The following is a 14,331-nucleotide window of genomic DNA, read 5'->3' as shown; positions in this document are numbered from 1 at the left end:
GGGCCCGCGCCCGGCCGCTTCATTGGTCCAGGAGTTCAGATGCTTGCCTACACAATCGGCGCAGTTGCGGCGGCCGCCTTGGCGGCCAGCGTGTACATCAGCGTCAAACGGCCTTTCCGGTTCAAGGACAACGGCTCCGGCCCGGATCACCGTCCTTCCGCAGCCGTCGCGGGCGGGCTGATGACCGTTGCCCTGCTGGGCTTTGTGCTGGCCTTCAGGCTTTGAATAAAAGGCCTCGGTGACAAGTTTGGTTGCACTTTATTAGGGACATAAGAAAGACCCGATCGGATAATCCCCGCGCTATTCGAAAAGGATCTTTATTTTGAAGTTGAAAGCTGCACTCCTCATTTCCGCGCTGACCGCCGTCGTCGTTGCTCCCGCGAATGCCGCGTCTCCCCGTTCGGTCGACGCCCGCACGTTTGATGTCGCCGGCGTCAAGACGGGCATGGACTTCGACGAAGCCCTTGCCGCCACCGCCAAGAACTTCAATGTTGGCAAGAAGGACATCCGGATCGGCTACGCGACGAACAACCCCGTCACGAACACCAAGATGCCGATGAACTTCAGCTACGACAAAGATGGCGTCAGCTTCATCGTCCACTTCGAGCCGCGCGTGCCTGTCGACAAGCAACGGCCGCTGGCGGTGTCGCAGATCCGCTATGAACTGCCGTGGACGCCGGCCAACAAGGAAGCCATGGGCAAAGCCGTGCTGGAAAAATACGGCCGCCAGTCCAACTATCCCAACGACCTGAACATGGAATGGTGCACCAAACCCAGCACGAACCCTGGCATGGGCTGCTCGACGGACCTGACGCAGGCGATATTGAAATACAGCGGCGTCAGCATCCAGATGCACGACCCGGCATGGATGAATGCGCGGATCGAGTATGTGCAGCGCAGCCAGTCCAGAAAGCCCAGCTTCTAACGCGTATCAGTAATTCTGAACGGGGCGCACTTCGTGTTGACGGGGTGCGCCTTTCCCAACATGACATCTTCGATGAGGGCTTGGGTGGACCAGCACCTGCCCTTCATCCTTTGAGCTGCGCGGGCAGATTCGCCACGAGCCAATCAATGAACACACGCAGCCGATGCGTCACATGGCGGTTGTGCGGGTACACCACATGAAACGGATAAGGCTGGGGCCGCCACGGTTTCAGAATCTCGACGAGCGCGCCGCTTTGCAACGCGGGGCCCGCCGCATAGGTGAACGTCTGAACGATCCCCAGGCCCGCCAGCGCCGCCGCCAGATGCGCGTTGCTTTCATTGACGCCGACGCGATGCTCGACCTTGATCTCCGTCTTTTCCCCATCGCGCTCAAAGCGGAACGGAAATGCGCGGCCGTTCTGCGGCGACAGGTAGCTGACCAGCTTGTGGCCGTTCTTCAACTCATTCGGATAGGCAGGCGTGCCGAACTGCTTGAGGTATCCCGGCGTGGCGCAGGTGATCAGATCGGCGGTACCGATCTGCCGCGCCACCAGCGAAGAGTCGTCGAGCGGACCGCCGCGGATCACGCAGTCGACGTTGTCGCTGATCAGGTTGACGGGGCGGTCTGACACCCCGAAGTCGATCCGGATGTCGGGATAGCGCGTCAGAAAATCGGAGATCGCGGGGATCAGCACGTCGCTCGCGGTGGAGCCGCCCACGTCGATGCGCAGGTGTCCTTTCGGCTTGCCTTGCACGGCATTGAACGACCCGTCGATGTCTTCCAGGTCGCGCACGATGCGCAACGCTTTCTCGTAGTACTCGCGCCCTTCCGGCGTGACCGTGACGCGCCGCGTCGTTCGCTGAAGCAGGCGCACGCCCAGGTGCGCCTCCAGGTCCTGCACGATCTTGCTCAGCGTGGCATTGGGCATATCCAGCGAATCCGCCGCCCGCGTGAAACTGCCCGCCTCCACTACGCGCGCAAACCCGCGAATCGCGGTCAATTGATCCATGCCGAAGACTCCTTGAGATGAAGCGATTATCCACAAACACGCATAGTCGTTTCAATCCTTCCGGATTTGTCCATTATTTCGGTGATCGATTGGCAAACTTCGTCAATAGCATCGCGCTGTTTGTCGATGGCGGGATGGCGCAGGTGTGAGCGCCTCCCGCGCCGGCTCCCTCCCATCACGCCACCTTGCGAATCACCGCCCTGTCGTCCGCCCTGATGGCCTATGCTGATCGTTCCGGCCCGATGGGCCACCTTTCTGAAGGAGCGTTGCATGTTGGACCACATCACGATCCATGTGAGCAACTTCGAGCGCAGCCGCGCGTTTTACCTGAGCGCGTTGGCGGCGCTGGGTTATGTGGCACGCAAGACGTTCGAGACCGACATGGGCTTCGGCGTCGGAGAACCGGACAACGAGAACAACCCCGGTGGCGAATTCTGGATACATGAGGGCACGCCCTGCGCGCCGCGCGTGCATGTGGCCTTCCGCGCCCGCAGCCGCGAAGCGGTCGACGCGTTTCATCGCGCCGCCTTGGCAGCCGGCGGCCGCGACAACGGCCCGCCAGGCTTGCGCACGCATTACCACCCCCACTATTACGGCGCCTTCATCCTGGACCCCGACGGCTACAACATCGAGGCCGTTTGTCACCGGCTCGCTTGACCGGAAGGCGCGCTCAGGAACGCCCCAGCGCAGGTCGACGCGGACATCCTCGGGCAATGCGTTGATCGATGCAGGGAATGAATGCCGACGCCGCAGAATCAAGTGATCAGCGTCGCATGAAGGGAACTTGCCGGGATTGATGGAGCGGGTGAAGGGAATCGAACCCTCGTATGAAGCTTGGGAAGCTGCCGTTCTACCATTGAACTACACCCGCTCGGGTGTCGTGCCGCAGCCGTGGGCCGGGCAGAGCCGCGATTATAGCGCGGGTTTTTTCAGTCGGGGCGGGTCAAAAATGCCCGCCCCGTTCTACCAAAAACCCGCCGCCATCAATTCGCCGTGATGTTCGCGGCCTTGACCACCTTGCCCCACCGGTCCAGTTCGGTCTGCGTGTAGGCGCCCAGTTCCTTCGGGCCCATGAAGATCGCCTCGGCGCCCTGCTCGGCCGCCTTCTTGCGGAACTCGTCGGTCTTCATGATTTTCTGGATCTCGCCCGCGATCTTGTCGACGACCGGCGCGGGCGTGTCCTTGGGTGCGTACATGGCAAACCACGACGACACGATCAGGTCGGGGTAGCCGGCTTCGGCGGCCGTGGGCACGTCGGGCAGCGACGGCAAGCGGGCATTGCCCGTGACCGCCAGCGCACGCAGCTTGCCTGCGGCGATCTGGCCCAGCAGTGGCGGCGGCGTGGTGATCGTCATGTCGACAGCGCCGCCCAGCAAGTCATTCAGCGCGGGGCCGGTGCCCTTGTACGGAATGTGCGTGATCTGCGTGCCGGCCATCTGGTTGAGCAGTTCCGTGGCGACCTGCTGCAGCGAACCGTTGCCGGACGACGCGTAGTTCAGCTTGCCCGGGTTGGCCTTGGCGTACGCGACCAGTTCCTTCAGGGACTTGATGGGCAGATCGGGACGCACGACCACGACTTGCGGCGCGGACAGCACGTTGGCGACCGGGGCAAAGTCCTTGATGGGGTCCCAGCCGGCGGCGGGCGTCACGTGCGGCGTGATGACCTGAAAGCCCGAGTACTGCAGCAGCAGCGTGTAGCCGTCCGGCTTGGCGCGCGCCACGGCCTGCGCAGCGATGCCGCCAGAGGCGCCGGGCTTGTTCTCGACGACGACGCTCTGGCCCAGCGCCGCGCCCAAGGGCTGCGCAATCAGGCGGGCGGCGATGTCGGTGGTGCCGCCGGGCGCGGCAGACACGATCAGCGTGACGGGACGGTTCGGAAACTCGGCCTGTGCGCTGGCGGCGCCGGCGGCGGTGATCAGGGCGAAGGCGGCGCTGACGCGCAGTGCGGTGGGCAGGCGGAAAGAGGCCATGCGTTGTCTCCTGGGTATTGTTTTATCTGTGGGTGGTTCGGGTACGGCAGGTACAGCTTGGAAAAGACAGATCAATCAGGCGTCGGCCGGAAACCGTTCGGCCAGCCACGCGGGCGGCGCATGCAAGGCCAGCCTCGGCCCCGCCTGCAGCAATGCGTTGGACAGATCGCGCTGGACCAAACCGGGCAGGCTTCGCACGATGGCCAGCAGCGGCTCCAGCGACACGCCGGTCTCCACGTCCATGCAAGCAAACATGTGGACCAGCTCTTCGGTGTTGACGTTGCCGCTGGCGCCCGGCGCGTAAGGACATCCGCCCAGGCCGCCAGCCGCGGCGTCAAAGCGGGTGATGCCGGTCTGCCAGGCCGCGATGGCGTTGGCCAGCGCCATGCCGCGCGTGTTGTGCAGGTGTACGGTCAGCGCGGTGGATGGCAGGCGCGCCGCCGCCTGTTCGCACAGGGCGGCCACTTGCGTCGGAAACGCCATGCCTGTCGTGTCGCACAGCGTGATGCCGGCAGCGCCCGCATCGACCAGACGCGCCGCCAGGTCCAGCACCGTGTCCGCGGGCACGTCGCCGTCGAACGGACAGCCGAACGCGGTCGACAACGACACGTTGCACGGCGCGCCGGCCTTTGCCGCGGCGGCCAGAACCTGCGACAGCTCGGCAAACGACTGGTCGCGCGTCATGCGCAGGTTGGCGCGGTTGTGCGTCTCGCTGCACGACATGACGAGGTTCATCTCGTCGGTGCCGGCCTCCAGCGCGCGTTCCAGCCCGCGCACGTTCGGGACCAGCGCGGTATAGATCACGCCGGGACGGCGGCGGATGCGGCGCATGACGTCAACGGCGTCGGCCAGCGCGGGAATGGCCTTGGGCGAGGTGAAGCTGGTGACCTCGATGCGGGCATAACCGCAGTCGGATAGCGCATCCACGAAGGCGACCTTGTCGTCCGTGGACACCATGGTCTTCTCGATCTGGAGGCCATCGCGCGGGCCGACCTCGTTGATCTCGATGCGGGCGGGTCCGTGGTTCATGCAATCACTCCCTTGGCGCGCAACGCGGCGCGCTGTTCTTCGGTCAGCCCTACGGACGCCAGCACCGCATCGGTGTGTTCGCCGAGCGTGGGCGCGCGTTCGCGCACCGCGCCCGGGTTGGACGACAGGTACGGAAAGACGGCGGGCATCTCGACCTGCACGCCCGCCGCGGATTCCATCGATGTGATGGCGTTGCGGGCGCGGTAGTGCGGATCCTTGGCAATATCGGCAATGGAATAGATGCGGCCGGCGGGCACGCCCGCTTCCAGCATGGCGGCCAGCACGTCGTCGATCCGCCGTTCCTGCGTCCACGCGCCGATGGCGGCGTCGATCTCTTCCACACGGCGCGCGCGGCCGTCGTTGTGCGCCAGCGCCGGGTCCTGTCCCAGGTCGTCGCGGCCGATGCGGGCCATCAGCCGGGTGTAGATGGCGTCGCCGTTGCCCGCGATGAGCACGTAGCCGTCCTGGCACGGGTAGGCGTTGGACGGCGCGATGCCGGGCAGCGACGCGCCGGCGGGCTCACGCACCGCGCCGAACACCGAATACTCGGGCAGCAGGCTCTCGCTCAGGTTGAACAGGCTTTCGTACAGCGCGGTGTCGATCACCTGCCCCACGCCACCGCGCGCATCGCGTTGATACAGCGCCAGCATCACGCCCAGCGCGCCATGCAGGCCGGCGATGGTGTCGCCCAGCGACAGGCCGGCGCGCACCGGCGCCCGGCCCGGCTCACCGTTCAGGTAGCGCAGGCCCGCCATGGCTTCGCCGATCGCGGCGAAGCCCGGTTCGCGCGCCTTGGGACCGGTCTGGCCGTAGCCCGAGATGCGCAACATGATCAGGCGGGGATTCAGTTCGTGCAGGGCTTCCCACGACAAGCCCCATTTTTCCAGCGTGCCGGGGCGGAAATTCTCGATCAGCACGTCGGCCTCGCGCGCCAGCATGCGCACGATGTCCTGGCCTTCCTGCTGGCGCAGGTCCACGCAGACCGACTGCTTGTTGCGCGACTGCGCCTCCCACCACACCGAGGTGCCCTCGTGCAGCAGACGCCATTTGCGCAGCGGATCGCCCTGGCCCGGCGGCTCGATCTTGATGACCTGCGCGCCAAAGTCCGCCAGCGTCTTGGCCGCAAAAGGCCCCGCGATGAGTTGTCCCAGTTCCAGCACACGAATGCCGGCAAGAATCTGCCCTGCCATATCGCCTCCCAGGCGCGTCTTACGGTAGTGATGGACGGCAGTGTGCGCGCAAAGCGCCGGGGAGCGGAATGGACAATCGGGGAAAGGGGCATTCCCGGAACGAGAAACCCCGGGCTAACCCTCAGCCCTCGCCGCGCAGGTGGGCCAGCAGCAGCCGCGCGGCCACGGTCAGGGTGTCGGCGTCGCGCACGCCCAAAAGCAGCCAGCGGCGCGCCCACTCGTCGGTCAGCGGAATCAGCCGGATCGGCATGGACCGCGCGTGCGGCTCGGCGGCGATGCGCGGCAGGATGCCCACGCCACGCGTGGCCGCGACCATGCGGCAGATGGCGTCAAAACTGCGCACCTGGATACGCAGCCGCATCGCCCGGCCCATCCGGCCGCTTTCTTCCGACAGCCGGGTCGCCAGCGACGTCGCGGGCGGCAGGCCGACGTAGTCGTAGGCCAGCGTGTCCGCGAAGGCGACCTGCGGCTCCGCGGCCAACGGATGGCGCTGCGGCACGATCAGCACCAACTCGTCCAGGCGATACGGGAAGGTGGCAAGACCGTCTGCCAGCGTGCGGTCGGCAAAGACGCCGATGTCCGCGCGGTTCTCCAGCACGGCGGTGACGATGTCGCTGCTGTTCTGCTCTTCCAGGTCGATGCGCACGGCAGGATGCTCGTCCATGAAGGCGGCCAGGTCCTCGGGCAGGAACTGTGTCAGCGACGAGGTGTTGGCGGCAATGCGCACCTGGCCTCGCACGCCCTGCGCAAAGTCGGACAGCGCGCCGGCCATCTGCTCGACTTCCTGCAGCACCCGCAGCGCGTGCACCAGGCACGCCTGTCCGGCATCGGTCAACTCCACGCCGGCGGCATTGCGAAACAGCAGGGGCGACCCCAGCGCGGCTTCCAGGTCGGAAATCCGCTTGCTGGCCGCGCCTACTGCCAGATGCGACTGGCGCGCGCCGGCCGAGATGCTTCCCTGGCGCGCAACAGAAACAAACAGGGCAAGCGTGACGAGGTCGATCCGGGCAAAGTTCATGACAAAGGACTACGGCGCAGGGAAACCGGGCTGAAACTATAGCCGCAGGCGTCCGGAATAAATGCGTCCCTGTTTTCGTCCCTATGACCGGCTCCGCGCGGGCAGACCTGCCACTACAATCCCGCCTATGAATACGAACAACCCCACCAACAGCTCCACGAACACCCCTGCGGACCTCCCCGCAGACGCGCCCGCCACGCCCGCCGCCGACGCCGCGCCCGCCCCCGTTTCCCCGGAAACCCAGGCCGCGCTGACCAGCGCCGCGTATGCGCCCAACAGTCCCGGCGCCGCGCACATCCGCAGCTTCGTCCATCGCCGCGGCCACATCACCCAGGGCCAGCTCGCTGCGCTGGAACGCCTGATGGGCCAATGGTCCCTCCCCTATGCCCCCCGCCGCCTGGATCCGGCCGCCGCCTTCGGACGGCAGGCCCCGACGGTGCTGGAGATCGGCTTCGGCATGGGCGAAACCACCGAAAAGATCGCGCTGGCCCGGCCTGGCGACAACTTCCTGGGCGTGGAAGTGTTCAACGCCGGCGTCGGATCGCTGCTGCGCCGCATCGAAGACTCCAGCATTCAGAACCTGCGCATCATCCAGCACGATGCCGTCGAAGTGGTGCGCGACATGATCGCCCCCGATTCCCTGGCCGGCGTGCACATCTACTTTCCGGACCCGTGGCCCAAGAAGCGCCATCACAAGCGCCGCCTGATCCAGCCGGCCTTCATCTCGCTGCTGGCCAGCCGCATTGCGCCCGGCGGCTACATCCACTGCGCCACCGATTGGGAAGACTACGCGGTGCAGATGCTCGAAGTGCTGAGCGGCGAGCCGCTCCTCAAGAACACCGTCGACGGCTACGCGCCGCGCCCCGATTACCGCCCCCTCACCAAATTCGAGACACGCGGCCTGCGCCTGGGCCACGGCGTCTGGGACCTGATCTTCAAGCGAGTCGCCTGATGCTCTATCCGCCGATCGAACCCTACCGTCAAGGCATGCTGGATACCGGAGACGGTCACCAGATCTATTGGGAAATGTGCGGCAACCCCAACGGCAAGCCCGCCGTCTTCCTGCATGGCGGGCCCGGCAGCGGCTGCTCGCCCGTGCATCGGCAGTTGTTCGATCCGCAACGCTACAACGTGCTGCTGTTTGATCAGCGCGGCTGCGGCCGTTCGCAACCCCACGCCAGCCTGGACAACAACACCACCTGGCATCTGGTCACCGACATCGAACGCCTGCGCACCGAAGTCATCGGCGCCGAGAAGTGGCTGGTGTTTGGCGGGTCCTGGGGGTCGACGCTGGGGCTGGCCTATTCCGAGACGCACCCGGCGCACACCAGCGAACTCGTGCTGCGCGGCATCTTCGGCCTGCGGCGCGCCGAGATCCAATGGTTCTACCAGGAAGGCGCGTCGTGGCTGTTTCCCGACCGCTGGGAAGAGTACCTGGCGCCGATCCCCGAGGCCGAACGCGGCGACCTGGTCACCGCGTACCATAAACGCCTGACGGGCAACGACCCCGTCGAGCAACTGCGCGCCGCCAAGGCCTGGAGCAAATGGGAAGACAGCACGATCACGCTGCTGCCCAGCCCGCGCCATCAGCAAAGCCATGCCGCGGACCGCGCGGCGCTGGCCTTTGCGCGCATCGAGAACCACTATTTCTTCAACGCCGGCTTCATGGAAGAAGGCCAGCTGATCCGCGACGCGCAGAAGCTGCGCGGCATCCCGGGCACCATCGTGCAGGGCCGCTACGACGTCTGCACGCCCGCGCGCACCGCGTGGGACCTGCACCGCGCGTGGCCGGAAGCGCAATTTCACCTGGTGCCCGATGCCGGCCATGCCTTCGACGAACCCGGTACGCTGGCGCGCCTGATCGCCGCCACCGACGCCTACGCCAAACAGTGAGGAGCCCTGACATGCACATCACCCTGAACGGAGACGCCCGCGAGTTCCCGCTGGACACCACGGTCAACGAATTGCTCGAAACGCTGGGCTACGCGGGCAAGCGCGTGGCCGTTGAACGCAACGGCGAAATCGTGCCCAAAAGCCAGCACGCGCAGACGGCGCTGTCCGACGGCGACCAGATCGAGATCGTGGTCGCGGTGGGCGGCGGCTGACTTACCGTCATCGCAGCGCCTTGGCGCCGCATCGCGATACGCCTTTGAAGGCCGCTGACACTCAGCGGCCTTTTTGCATGCCGCCGCGCGCACGAGGCGGCCTACACCCACGGATACCAACGTCCTGCGAAGGTGCCAGCATTGTTGCGTAGTCTGGCAAGAGGCTAGCAACCTGTTACACCACAACCCCTCGTCGTAGGGCAAATGTGCGAGTCATAATCGTTTCTATCGCGCCGCCTCGACCGAGGCAGGCGCCTTCAGGGCGCGCAGGTTTTCTCACCGCAATATCGATAAAGGAAACGCTATGGGTCTGCTCAATTTCATCAAGGACGTTGGAGAAAAGCTCTTCGGCGCCAGCGAGGCCAAGGCCGCGACGGCAGAGGAATTGAAGAAAGAGCTGGATAAGCACGGCCTGAACGCGGATGGCCTGCAAATCACGGTGGACGGCGACAAGGTCACGGTCGCGGGTCAGGCGTTGAGCACGGAAGACGCCGAGAAGATTTCACTGGCGCTGGGCAACACGGTTGGCGTGGCCGCGGTGGACAACCAGCTGCAGGTCAAGCAGGCCACGCCGGAAGCCAAGATGTACACCGTGCAAAAGGGCGACAACCTGTGGAAGATCGCCGAAGCGCAGTACGGCAAGGGCCAGGGCGCCAAGAACACCCTGATCTTCGAAGCCAACAAGCCCATGCTCACCAGCCCCGACAAGATCTACCCGGGCCAGGTGCTGCGCATTCCGCCGCTGTCGTAAGCGGCACTGAATTCAAACAATCCGGAGGACACCCATGCGTTCTCCGGCTTGTGTCGCGGTGCGGCGCCCCCTGCCTGCCGCGATTGCTTGGCCAGACGCAATGTCTGGCCATTTTTTTGGCTGACGGTCTGAAGGTGTCTGACACCCCAGCGACACCCGCACGCGCCAAAAGCCTGCCCCACGGGTGTCTGACACCTGGCCTCGTAGCAGAGCGGGGCAGCCCTTTCGGGGGCTGCAAGCGAGCGAAGCGAGAGCGGCGTGAGGCCTCTTACTTCATTCCGAAGCGGCCCAGCCCCTTCATGCCGCCCATGGCGCGCATCATCTTGGCCATGCCGCCCTTTTTCATCTGCTTCATCATGCCCTGCATCTGCTCGAACTGAGCCAGCAGCCGGTTGACCTCTTGAACCGGCACGCCGGAGCCGGCGGCGATGCGGCGCTTGCGCGAGGCCTTGATCAGTTCGGGCTTGGCGCGTTCGGCGGCCGTCATGGAATTCAGGATGCCTTCAGTGCGGCGAAGCTGCTTTTCCGCCTGGCCGCCCTGCAACTGACCGGCGGCCTGCTGGAACTGAGCCGGCAGCTTTTCAAGCAGCGAGCCCATGTCGCCCAGCTTCTTGACCTGGCCGAGCTGGTCGCGGAAGTCGTTCAGGTCGAACTTGTTGCCCGACTTGATCTTGGACGCAAGCTTCTGCGCTTCGGCGATGTCGATGTTCTTCTGCGCCTGCTCCACGAGCGAGACGATGTCGCCCATGCCCAGCACGCGCTGCGCCATGCGGTCGGGGTAGAACGGCTCGAGGCCATCCAGCTTTTCCGACACGCCGACAAACTTGAGCGGCTTGCCGGTGACGTGCCGCACCGACAGGGCCGCGCCGCCGCGGGCGTCGCCGTCCAGCTTGGTCAGGACGACGCCGGTCAGGGGCAGCGCGTCGGCAAAGGCGCGCGCGGTGTTGACCGCATCCTGGCCCTGCATCGCGTCCACCACGAACAGCGTTTCCACCGGCTTGACCAGGTCATGCAGCGCGCGGATCTCGCGCATCATGGCCTCGTCGATGCCCAGGCGGCCGGCCGTGTCCAGGATCAGCACGTCGTAATGATGGCGGCGGGCGTGATCAACCGCGCCGCGCGCGATGTCTTCGGGCTTCTGGCTGGGATCGGACGGCAGGAAATCCACACCGACCTGCGCGGCCACGCTCTTCAACTGGTCGATAGCGGCCGGACGGTACACGTCGGCGGACACCACCAGTACCTTCTTCTTGCCGGTCTTGCGGCCGTGCTGCGTGTGCTGCCCTTCGCTGAGCCAGCGCGCCAGCTTGCCGGTGGTGGTGGTCTTGCCGGCGCCCTGCAGGCCCGCCATCAGGATCACGGCGGGCGGCTGGACGGCCAGCGACAGTTCGTTGGCGTCGGCACCCAGGTCGCCGCCCATGAGGGCAGTCAGTTCCTTGTTGACGACGCCGACGAGCGCCTGGCCCGGGCTGAGGCTGCCGGCGACTTCTTCGCCCAGCGCCTTTTCCTTCACCCGCGCGACAAAGTCGCGAACGACCGGCAGCGCGACGTCGGCTTCCAGCAGCGCCATGCGCACTTCGCGCAGCATCTCCTGCGTGTTGGCCTCGGTCAGGCGGGCTTCCCCGCGCAGCGTCTTGACGACGCGCGACAGGCGTTGAGTTAGGTTATCGAGCATGAGAGGCGTTTCCGCTTAAACTAGTTGATTGAACGGTGGCCGCAGGCGCGGATTCTGCGCTTTCGGGTGACGCGCACCCCAAGGCCCCATCCAGACAACGGTTTCTATGTCACTCGGCATTGTATTTCACACAGCGGCTGCCTTGGCGTACGCGGTGCTAGGGGGGTCGCTTTGGATCCGCCTGGCCGGCGCCGGGGAAGTGGAACAGACCGGCAGAATCGCCCGTCTGTGCCTGCTGGGCGCCCTGGTTCTCCATGGAATCGGGCTGCAACAATCGATGCTGGGATCCCAGCATCTTTTCATTGGATGGGCGCTGGCCCTGTCCGCCGCCATCTGGCTGGGCATGGTGGTGTTCTGGCTGGAAAGCCTGCTGGTACGCATCGACGGCCTGCAATTGCTGCTGTTGCCCGCCGCCGCCATCGCCAGCGGCCTTGCCGCCATCTTCCCGCAGGGGCAGTTCGTGCCCCATGCCGACGATCCCTGGCTGCGCGTGCACCTCTTGATCGCCCTGGCGGCCTACGGCCTGATCACCATCGCCGCCTTGCACGCCATGATGATGGCCCTGCTGGACCGCCATCTGCACCGTCCCCTGGATGCCCCCGCCGAGCGCAGCATCATCGGGCGCGTGCTCGATTCGCAGCCGCCGCTGCTGGTGCAGGAGCAGCTGCTTTTCCGCATCATCTGGATCGGCTTTGTCGTGCTGACGCTGGCGGTGGGCTCGGGCTCGGTCGCCTCCCTGAAGCTGACCGGCAAGATCCTGCCGTTCGACCACAAGACCGTCTTCACCCTGCTGTCCTGGCTGACCTTCGGCGTGCTGCTGGCCGGCCGGCATATCTGGGGCTGGCGCGGCCGCGTCGCGCTGCGCTGGACCCTGACGGGTTTTGGTTTTTTGATTCTGGCCTACACCGGCAGCCGGTTCGTGCTGGAAATGATTCTGCATCGAGGCTGACGTGGGCAAGTTGCTGTTCTGGATCGTTCTGATCATCCTGGTTCTGTTTGTCGCCCGCATTGCCGGCCGCATGGCCGCGCAGCGCCAGGCCGACGCACAAGGCGGCCAGAAGAAAAAGGCGCAGGGCGCGCAGCCCCCGCCCGCCATCGAATCCATGGTGCGCTGCGCCCATTGCGGCATCCATCTGCCCCGCTCCGAGGCCCTGCTGCAGGAAGGCCAGACCTGGTGCAGCCCCGACCACGCCCGCTTGGGTCCGGCAAAGCGCTGACCCGTCCATTCGGGGCGCCGCGGCCCCGGCGGATTGCTGGATAGGGCATCCAGCGGCGGCGCGGCATAATGGGTGCCGGAATTCTCACACGCTCCCTCCCTATGCCCTTGCTCCTGGATCGACATGGCTGGCTGGCGCCGGCGCCGGGCGTATCACTTCTGCGCTCACCCAACTGCGACGCGCGCCCCGCGGACGCGCAGGTCTCGCTTCTGGTCGTGCACAACATCAGCCTGCCGCCGGGTCAGTTCGGTGGACCGGAAGTCGCTGGCCTCTTCCTGAACACGCTCGACTACAGCTCACACCCCTGGCTGGAACGCCTGCGCGGCCTGCGCGTGTCGGCGCACTTTTTCATCCGCCGCGACGGCCGCATCGTGCAATTCGTCTCGACGGACCGGCGTGCCTGGCACGCTGGCGTATCGCGCTTTGCCGGCCGCGAGCGTTGCAACGATTTTTCCATCGGCATTGAACTGGAAGGCACGGACACGCTGCCCTACACTGGCGAACAGTACGCGTCGCTGCGCCGGTTGACCCACACCCTGCGCGCGCGCTATCCCCTGGTTGCCGCCCAGGGACACGAACATATCGCCCCGGGGCGCAAGACCGACCCCGGGCCGGCATTCGACTGGACGCGCTTCGGGCGCGACAGCGGCTTTGCGCGGCGGCACCTGCCGCCGGCCTGACCCTTAGAAGGATTGGCTATGTTGAAGATCTGGGGACGCCTGACCTCCGTCAACGTTCAGAAAGTGATGCTGGCCGTACGCGAGCTGGCCCTGCCGCACACCTTTGTCCAGGCCGGCGGCCCGTTCGGCGTGGTCGACACCGCCGATTACGCCGCCAAGCTCAATCCCAACCGCCTCGTCCCCGTCATCGACGACGGCGGCTTCATCTTGTGGGAATCCAACGCCATCGTCCGCTACCTGGCGGCGCGCTACGGCGTGGGCACGCTGTGGCCCGAGGACGTCTGCCTGCGCGCCGATGCGGACCGCTGGATGGACTGGCAGGCGACCGAATGGCAGCCGGCCATGGGGCCGGCCTTTCTGGGCCTGATCCGCACCCCGGAAGACAAGCGTGACAAGGCCGCCATCGAAAATTCGATCAAACGCTCCAACGCCCGCGCGCTGATCCTGGACCAGGCCCTGCAAGGCCGCGAGTTCATCGCCGGGCGTCACCTCACCATGGGCGACATCGCGCTTGTCGCCGCCGCGCACCGCTGGCTGGCCCTGCCCATCGAGCGGCCCGACACGCCCGCGCTGTCCGCGTGGTATCGGCGCGTCATGATGCGCCCCGCTCCGCAAGGCGTCCTGACCCTGCCGCTGGAGTAACCGGACGGGGGCCGTCACGCCCCGCCACAACCGGGACAAATTGCAACATTCCTTCTGCGCGATTCGTGCAATTATTTGAAGCCTCTGAGGCGCCTTGGCCCTTGCCTTGAGCGCCTCGTT

17 protein-coding genes and 1 tRNA gene are annotated in these 14,331 nt (G+C 65.8%); 11 read left to right on the top strand and 7 right to left on the bottom strand.

Annotated features, from left to right (window positions below):
• Nucleotides 1–39 precede the first annotated feature (39 nt).
• Together HV681_RS06915 and HV681_RS06910 are read left to right on the top strand one after the other, a co-directional pair.
• Nucleotides 40–225 (top strand): hypothetical protein, encoded by a 186-nt coding sequence (locus HV681_RS06915; protein WP_175122367.1) that lies wholly within the window; start codon nt 40–42, stop codon nt 223–225.
• Nucleotides 226–322: 97 nt separating this feature from the next.
• Nucleotides 323–925 carry a hypothetical protein gene (locus HV681_RS06910; RefSeq protein ID WP_175122366.1) on the top strand — a complete coding sequence of 201 codons (603 nt, stop codon included), beginning with the start codon at nt 323–325 and terminating at the stop codon, nt 923–925.
• 103 nt (nt 926–1,028) lie between these two features.
• Here the strand turns inward: HV681_RS06910 and HV681_RS06905 are convergent, their stop codons facing one another.
• Nucleotides 1,029–1,934: a LysR family transcriptional regulator gene (locus HV681_RS06905; RefSeq protein WP_175122365.1), complete on the bottom strand. Its 906-nt coding sequence runs from the start codon at nt 1,932–1,934 to the stop codon at nt 1,029–1,031.
• A gap of 270 nt (nt 1,935–2,204) precedes the next feature.
• On the opposite strand from HV681_RS06905, the gene HV681_RS06900 reads away from it, so the two are divergent.
• Nucleotides 2,205–2,591, top strand: a complete 387-nt coding sequence (locus HV681_RS06900; RefSeq protein WP_175122364.1) for a VOC family protein — start codon at nt 2,205–2,207, stop codon at nt 2,589–2,591.
• A 140-nt stretch (nt 2,592–2,731) separates the two neighbouring features.
• Here HV681_RS06900 and HV681_RS06895 read toward each other — a convergent pair.
• From HV681_RS06895 to HV681_RS06875, 5 genes are all read right to left on the bottom strand, one after another.
• Nucleotides 2,732–2,805: transfer RNA gene (locus tag HV681_RS06895), tRNA-Gly, on the bottom strand.
• A 112-nt stretch (nt 2,806–2,917) separates the two neighbouring features.
• Entirely contained in the window at nt 2,918–3,904 is a 987-nt protein-coding gene (locus HV681_RS06890) for a Bug family tripartite tricarboxylate transporter substrate binding protein (RefSeq protein ID WP_175122363.1), read from the bottom strand.
• Nucleotides 3,905–3,979: 75 nt separating this feature from the next.
• Entirely contained in the window at nt 3,980–4,933 is a 954-nt protein-coding gene (locus tag HV681_RS06885; protein ID WP_175122362.1) for a hydroxymethylglutaryl-CoA lyase, read from the bottom strand.
• Nucleotides 4,930–6,123 (bottom strand): CaiB/BaiF CoA transferase family protein, encoded by a 1,194-nt coding sequence (locus HV681_RS06880; protein WP_175122361.1) that lies wholly within the window; start codon nt 6,121–6,123, stop codon nt 4,930–4,932. Before HV681_RS06880 ends, HV681_RS06885 begins: the two co-directional genes overlap by 4 nt.
• 121 nt (nt 6,124–6,244) lie before the next feature.
• Nucleotides 6,245–7,141 (bottom strand): LysR substrate-binding domain-containing protein, encoded by an 897-nt coding sequence (locus HV681_RS06875; RefSeq protein WP_175122360.1) that lies wholly within the window; start codon nt 7,139–7,141, stop codon nt 6,245–6,247.
• 127 nt (nt 7,142–7,268) lie between these two features.
• On the opposite strand from HV681_RS06875, the gene trmB reads away from it, so the two are divergent.
• The 4 genes from trmB (at nt 7,269) to lysM (ending at nt 9,997) form a co-directional block, all read left to right on the top strand.
• The gene (trmB, locus tag HV681_RS06870; RefSeq protein ID WP_056559408.1) at nt 7,269–8,093 is read left to right on the top strand and encodes a tRNA (guanosine(46)-N7)-methyltransferase TrmB; all 825 of its coding nucleotides are present in this window, start codon (nt 7,269–7,271) and stop codon (nt 8,091–8,093) included.
• Nucleotides 8,093–9,034, top strand: coding sequence for a prolyl aminopeptidase (pip, locus tag HV681_RS06865; protein ID WP_175122359.1), 942 nt, complete (start codon nt 8,093–8,095; stop codon nt 9,032–9,034). The genes trmB and pip overlap by 1 nt, the downstream gene beginning before the upstream one ends.
• Nucleotides 9,035–9,045: 11 nt before the next feature.
• Nucleotides 9,046–9,246 (top strand): sulfur carrier protein ThiS, encoded by a 201-nt coding sequence (gene thiS / locus HV681_RS06860; protein ID WP_056559414.1) that lies wholly within the window; start codon nt 9,046–9,048, stop codon nt 9,244–9,246.
• Between the two features lie 304 nt (nt 9,247–9,550).
• Nucleotides 9,551–9,997 (top strand): peptidoglycan-binding protein LysM, encoded by a 447-nt coding sequence (gene lysM, locus HV681_RS06855; RefSeq protein WP_056559419.1) that lies wholly within the window; start codon nt 9,551–9,553, stop codon nt 9,995–9,997.
• A 268-nt stretch (nt 9,998–10,265) separates the two neighbouring features.
• On the opposite strand, the gene ffh is transcribed toward lysM, so the two are convergent.
• The gene (gene ffh / locus HV681_RS06850; RefSeq protein WP_056559422.1) at nt 10,266–11,672 is read right to left on the bottom strand and encodes a signal recognition particle protein; all 1,407 of its coding nucleotides are present in this window, start codon (nt 11,670–11,672) and stop codon (nt 10,266–10,268) included.
• Nucleotides 11,673–11,778: 106 nt separating this feature from the next.
• Between ffh and HV681_RS06845 the strand changes: the two genes are divergently transcribed.
• The 4 genes from HV681_RS06845 to HV681_RS06830 all read left to right on the top strand — a co-directional run bounded on the left by HV681_RS06845 (nt 11,779) and on the right by HV681_RS06830 (nt 14,211).
• Nucleotides 11,779–12,621 carry a cytochrome C assembly family protein gene (locus HV681_RS06845; protein ID WP_175122358.1) on the top strand — a complete coding sequence of 281 codons (843 nt, stop codon included), beginning with the start codon at nt 11,779–11,781 and terminating at the stop codon, nt 12,619–12,621.
• A gap of 1 nt (nt 12,622) precedes the next feature.
• Nucleotides 12,623–12,889, top strand: coding sequence for a PP0621 family protein (locus HV681_RS06840; RefSeq protein WP_175122357.1), 267 nt, complete (start codon nt 12,623–12,625; stop codon nt 12,887–12,889).
• Between the two features lie 101 nt (nt 12,890–12,990).
• Complete coding sequence (gene ampD / locus HV681_RS06835) at nt 12,991–13,569, top strand: 1,6-anhydro-N-acetylmuramyl-L-alanine amidase AmpD (RefSeq protein ID WP_175122356.1); 579 nt, start codon at nt 12,991–12,993, stop codon at nt 13,567–13,569.
• 18 nt (nt 13,570–13,587) lie between these two features.
• Nucleotides 13,588–14,211, top strand: coding sequence for a glutathione S-transferase family protein (locus HV681_RS06830; protein ID WP_175122355.1), 624 nt, complete (start codon nt 13,588–13,590; stop codon nt 14,209–14,211).
• Nucleotides 14,212–14,331 lie beyond the last annotated feature (120 nt).

It is taken from the genome of Achromobacter animicus (genome assembly GCF_902859585.1).
Taxonomy (GTDB): Bacteria; Pseudomonadota; Gammaproteobacteria; order Burkholderiales; family Burkholderiaceae_B; genus Achromobacter; species Achromobacter animicus.
Note: the sequence above shows the minus strand (reverse complement) of the source record. Positions and strands in the feature narration are given on the sequence as shown.

Coding starts and splice junctions, on each gene's coding strand:
- HV681_RS06915 (WP_175122367.1), top strand. CDS start 40: ATGCTTGCCTACACAATCGGCGCAGTTGCGGCGGCCGCCTTGGCGGCC.
- HV681_RS06905 (WP_175122365.1), bottom strand. CDS start 1,934: ATGGATCAATTGACCGCGATTCGCGGGTTTGCGCGCGTAGTGGAGGCG.
- HV681_RS06900 (WP_175122364.1), top strand. CDS start 2,205: ATGTTGGACCACATCACGATCCATGTGAGCAACTTCGAGCGCAGCCGC.
- HV681_RS06890 (WP_175122363.1), bottom strand. CDS start 3,904: ATGGCCTCTTTCCGCCTGCCCACCGCACTGCGCGTCAGCGCCGCCTTC.
- HV681_RS06885 (WP_175122362.1), bottom strand. CDS start 4,933: ATGAACCACGGACCCGCCCGCATCGAGATCAACGAGGTCGGCCCGCGC.
- HV681_RS06880 (WP_175122361.1), bottom strand. CDS start 6,123: ATGGCAGGGCAGATTCTTGCCGGCATTCGTGTGCTGGAACTGGGACAA.
- HV681_RS06875 (WP_175122360.1), bottom strand. CDS start 7,141: ATGAACTTTGCCCGGATCGACCTCGTCACGCTTGCCCTGTTTGTTTCT.
- trmB (WP_056559408.1), top strand. CDS start 7,269: ATGAATACGAACAACCCCACCAACAGCTCCACGAACACCCCTGCGGAC.
- pip (WP_175122359.1), top strand. CDS start 8,093: ATGCTCTATCCGCCGATCGAACCCTACCGTCAAGGCATGCTGGATACC.
- thiS (WP_056559414.1), top strand. CDS start 9,046: ATGCACATCACCCTGAACGGAGACGCCCGCGAGTTCCCGCTGGACACC.
- lysM (WP_056559419.1), top strand. CDS start 9,551: ATGGGTCTGCTCAATTTCATCAAGGACGTTGGAGAAAAGCTCTTCGGC.
- ffh (WP_056559422.1), bottom strand. CDS start 11,672: ATGCTCGATAACCTAACTCAACGCCTGTCGCGCGTCGTCAAGACGCTG.
- HV681_RS06845 (WP_175122358.1), top strand. CDS start 11,779: ATGTCACTCGGCATTGTATTTCACACAGCGGCTGCCTTGGCGTACGCG.
- ampD (WP_175122356.1), top strand. CDS start 12,991: ATGCCCTTGCTCCTGGATCGACATGGCTGGCTGGCGCCGGCGCCGGGC.
- HV681_RS06830 (WP_175122355.1), top strand. CDS start 13,588: ATGTTGAAGATCTGGGGACGCCTGACCTCCGTCAACGTTCAGAAAGTG.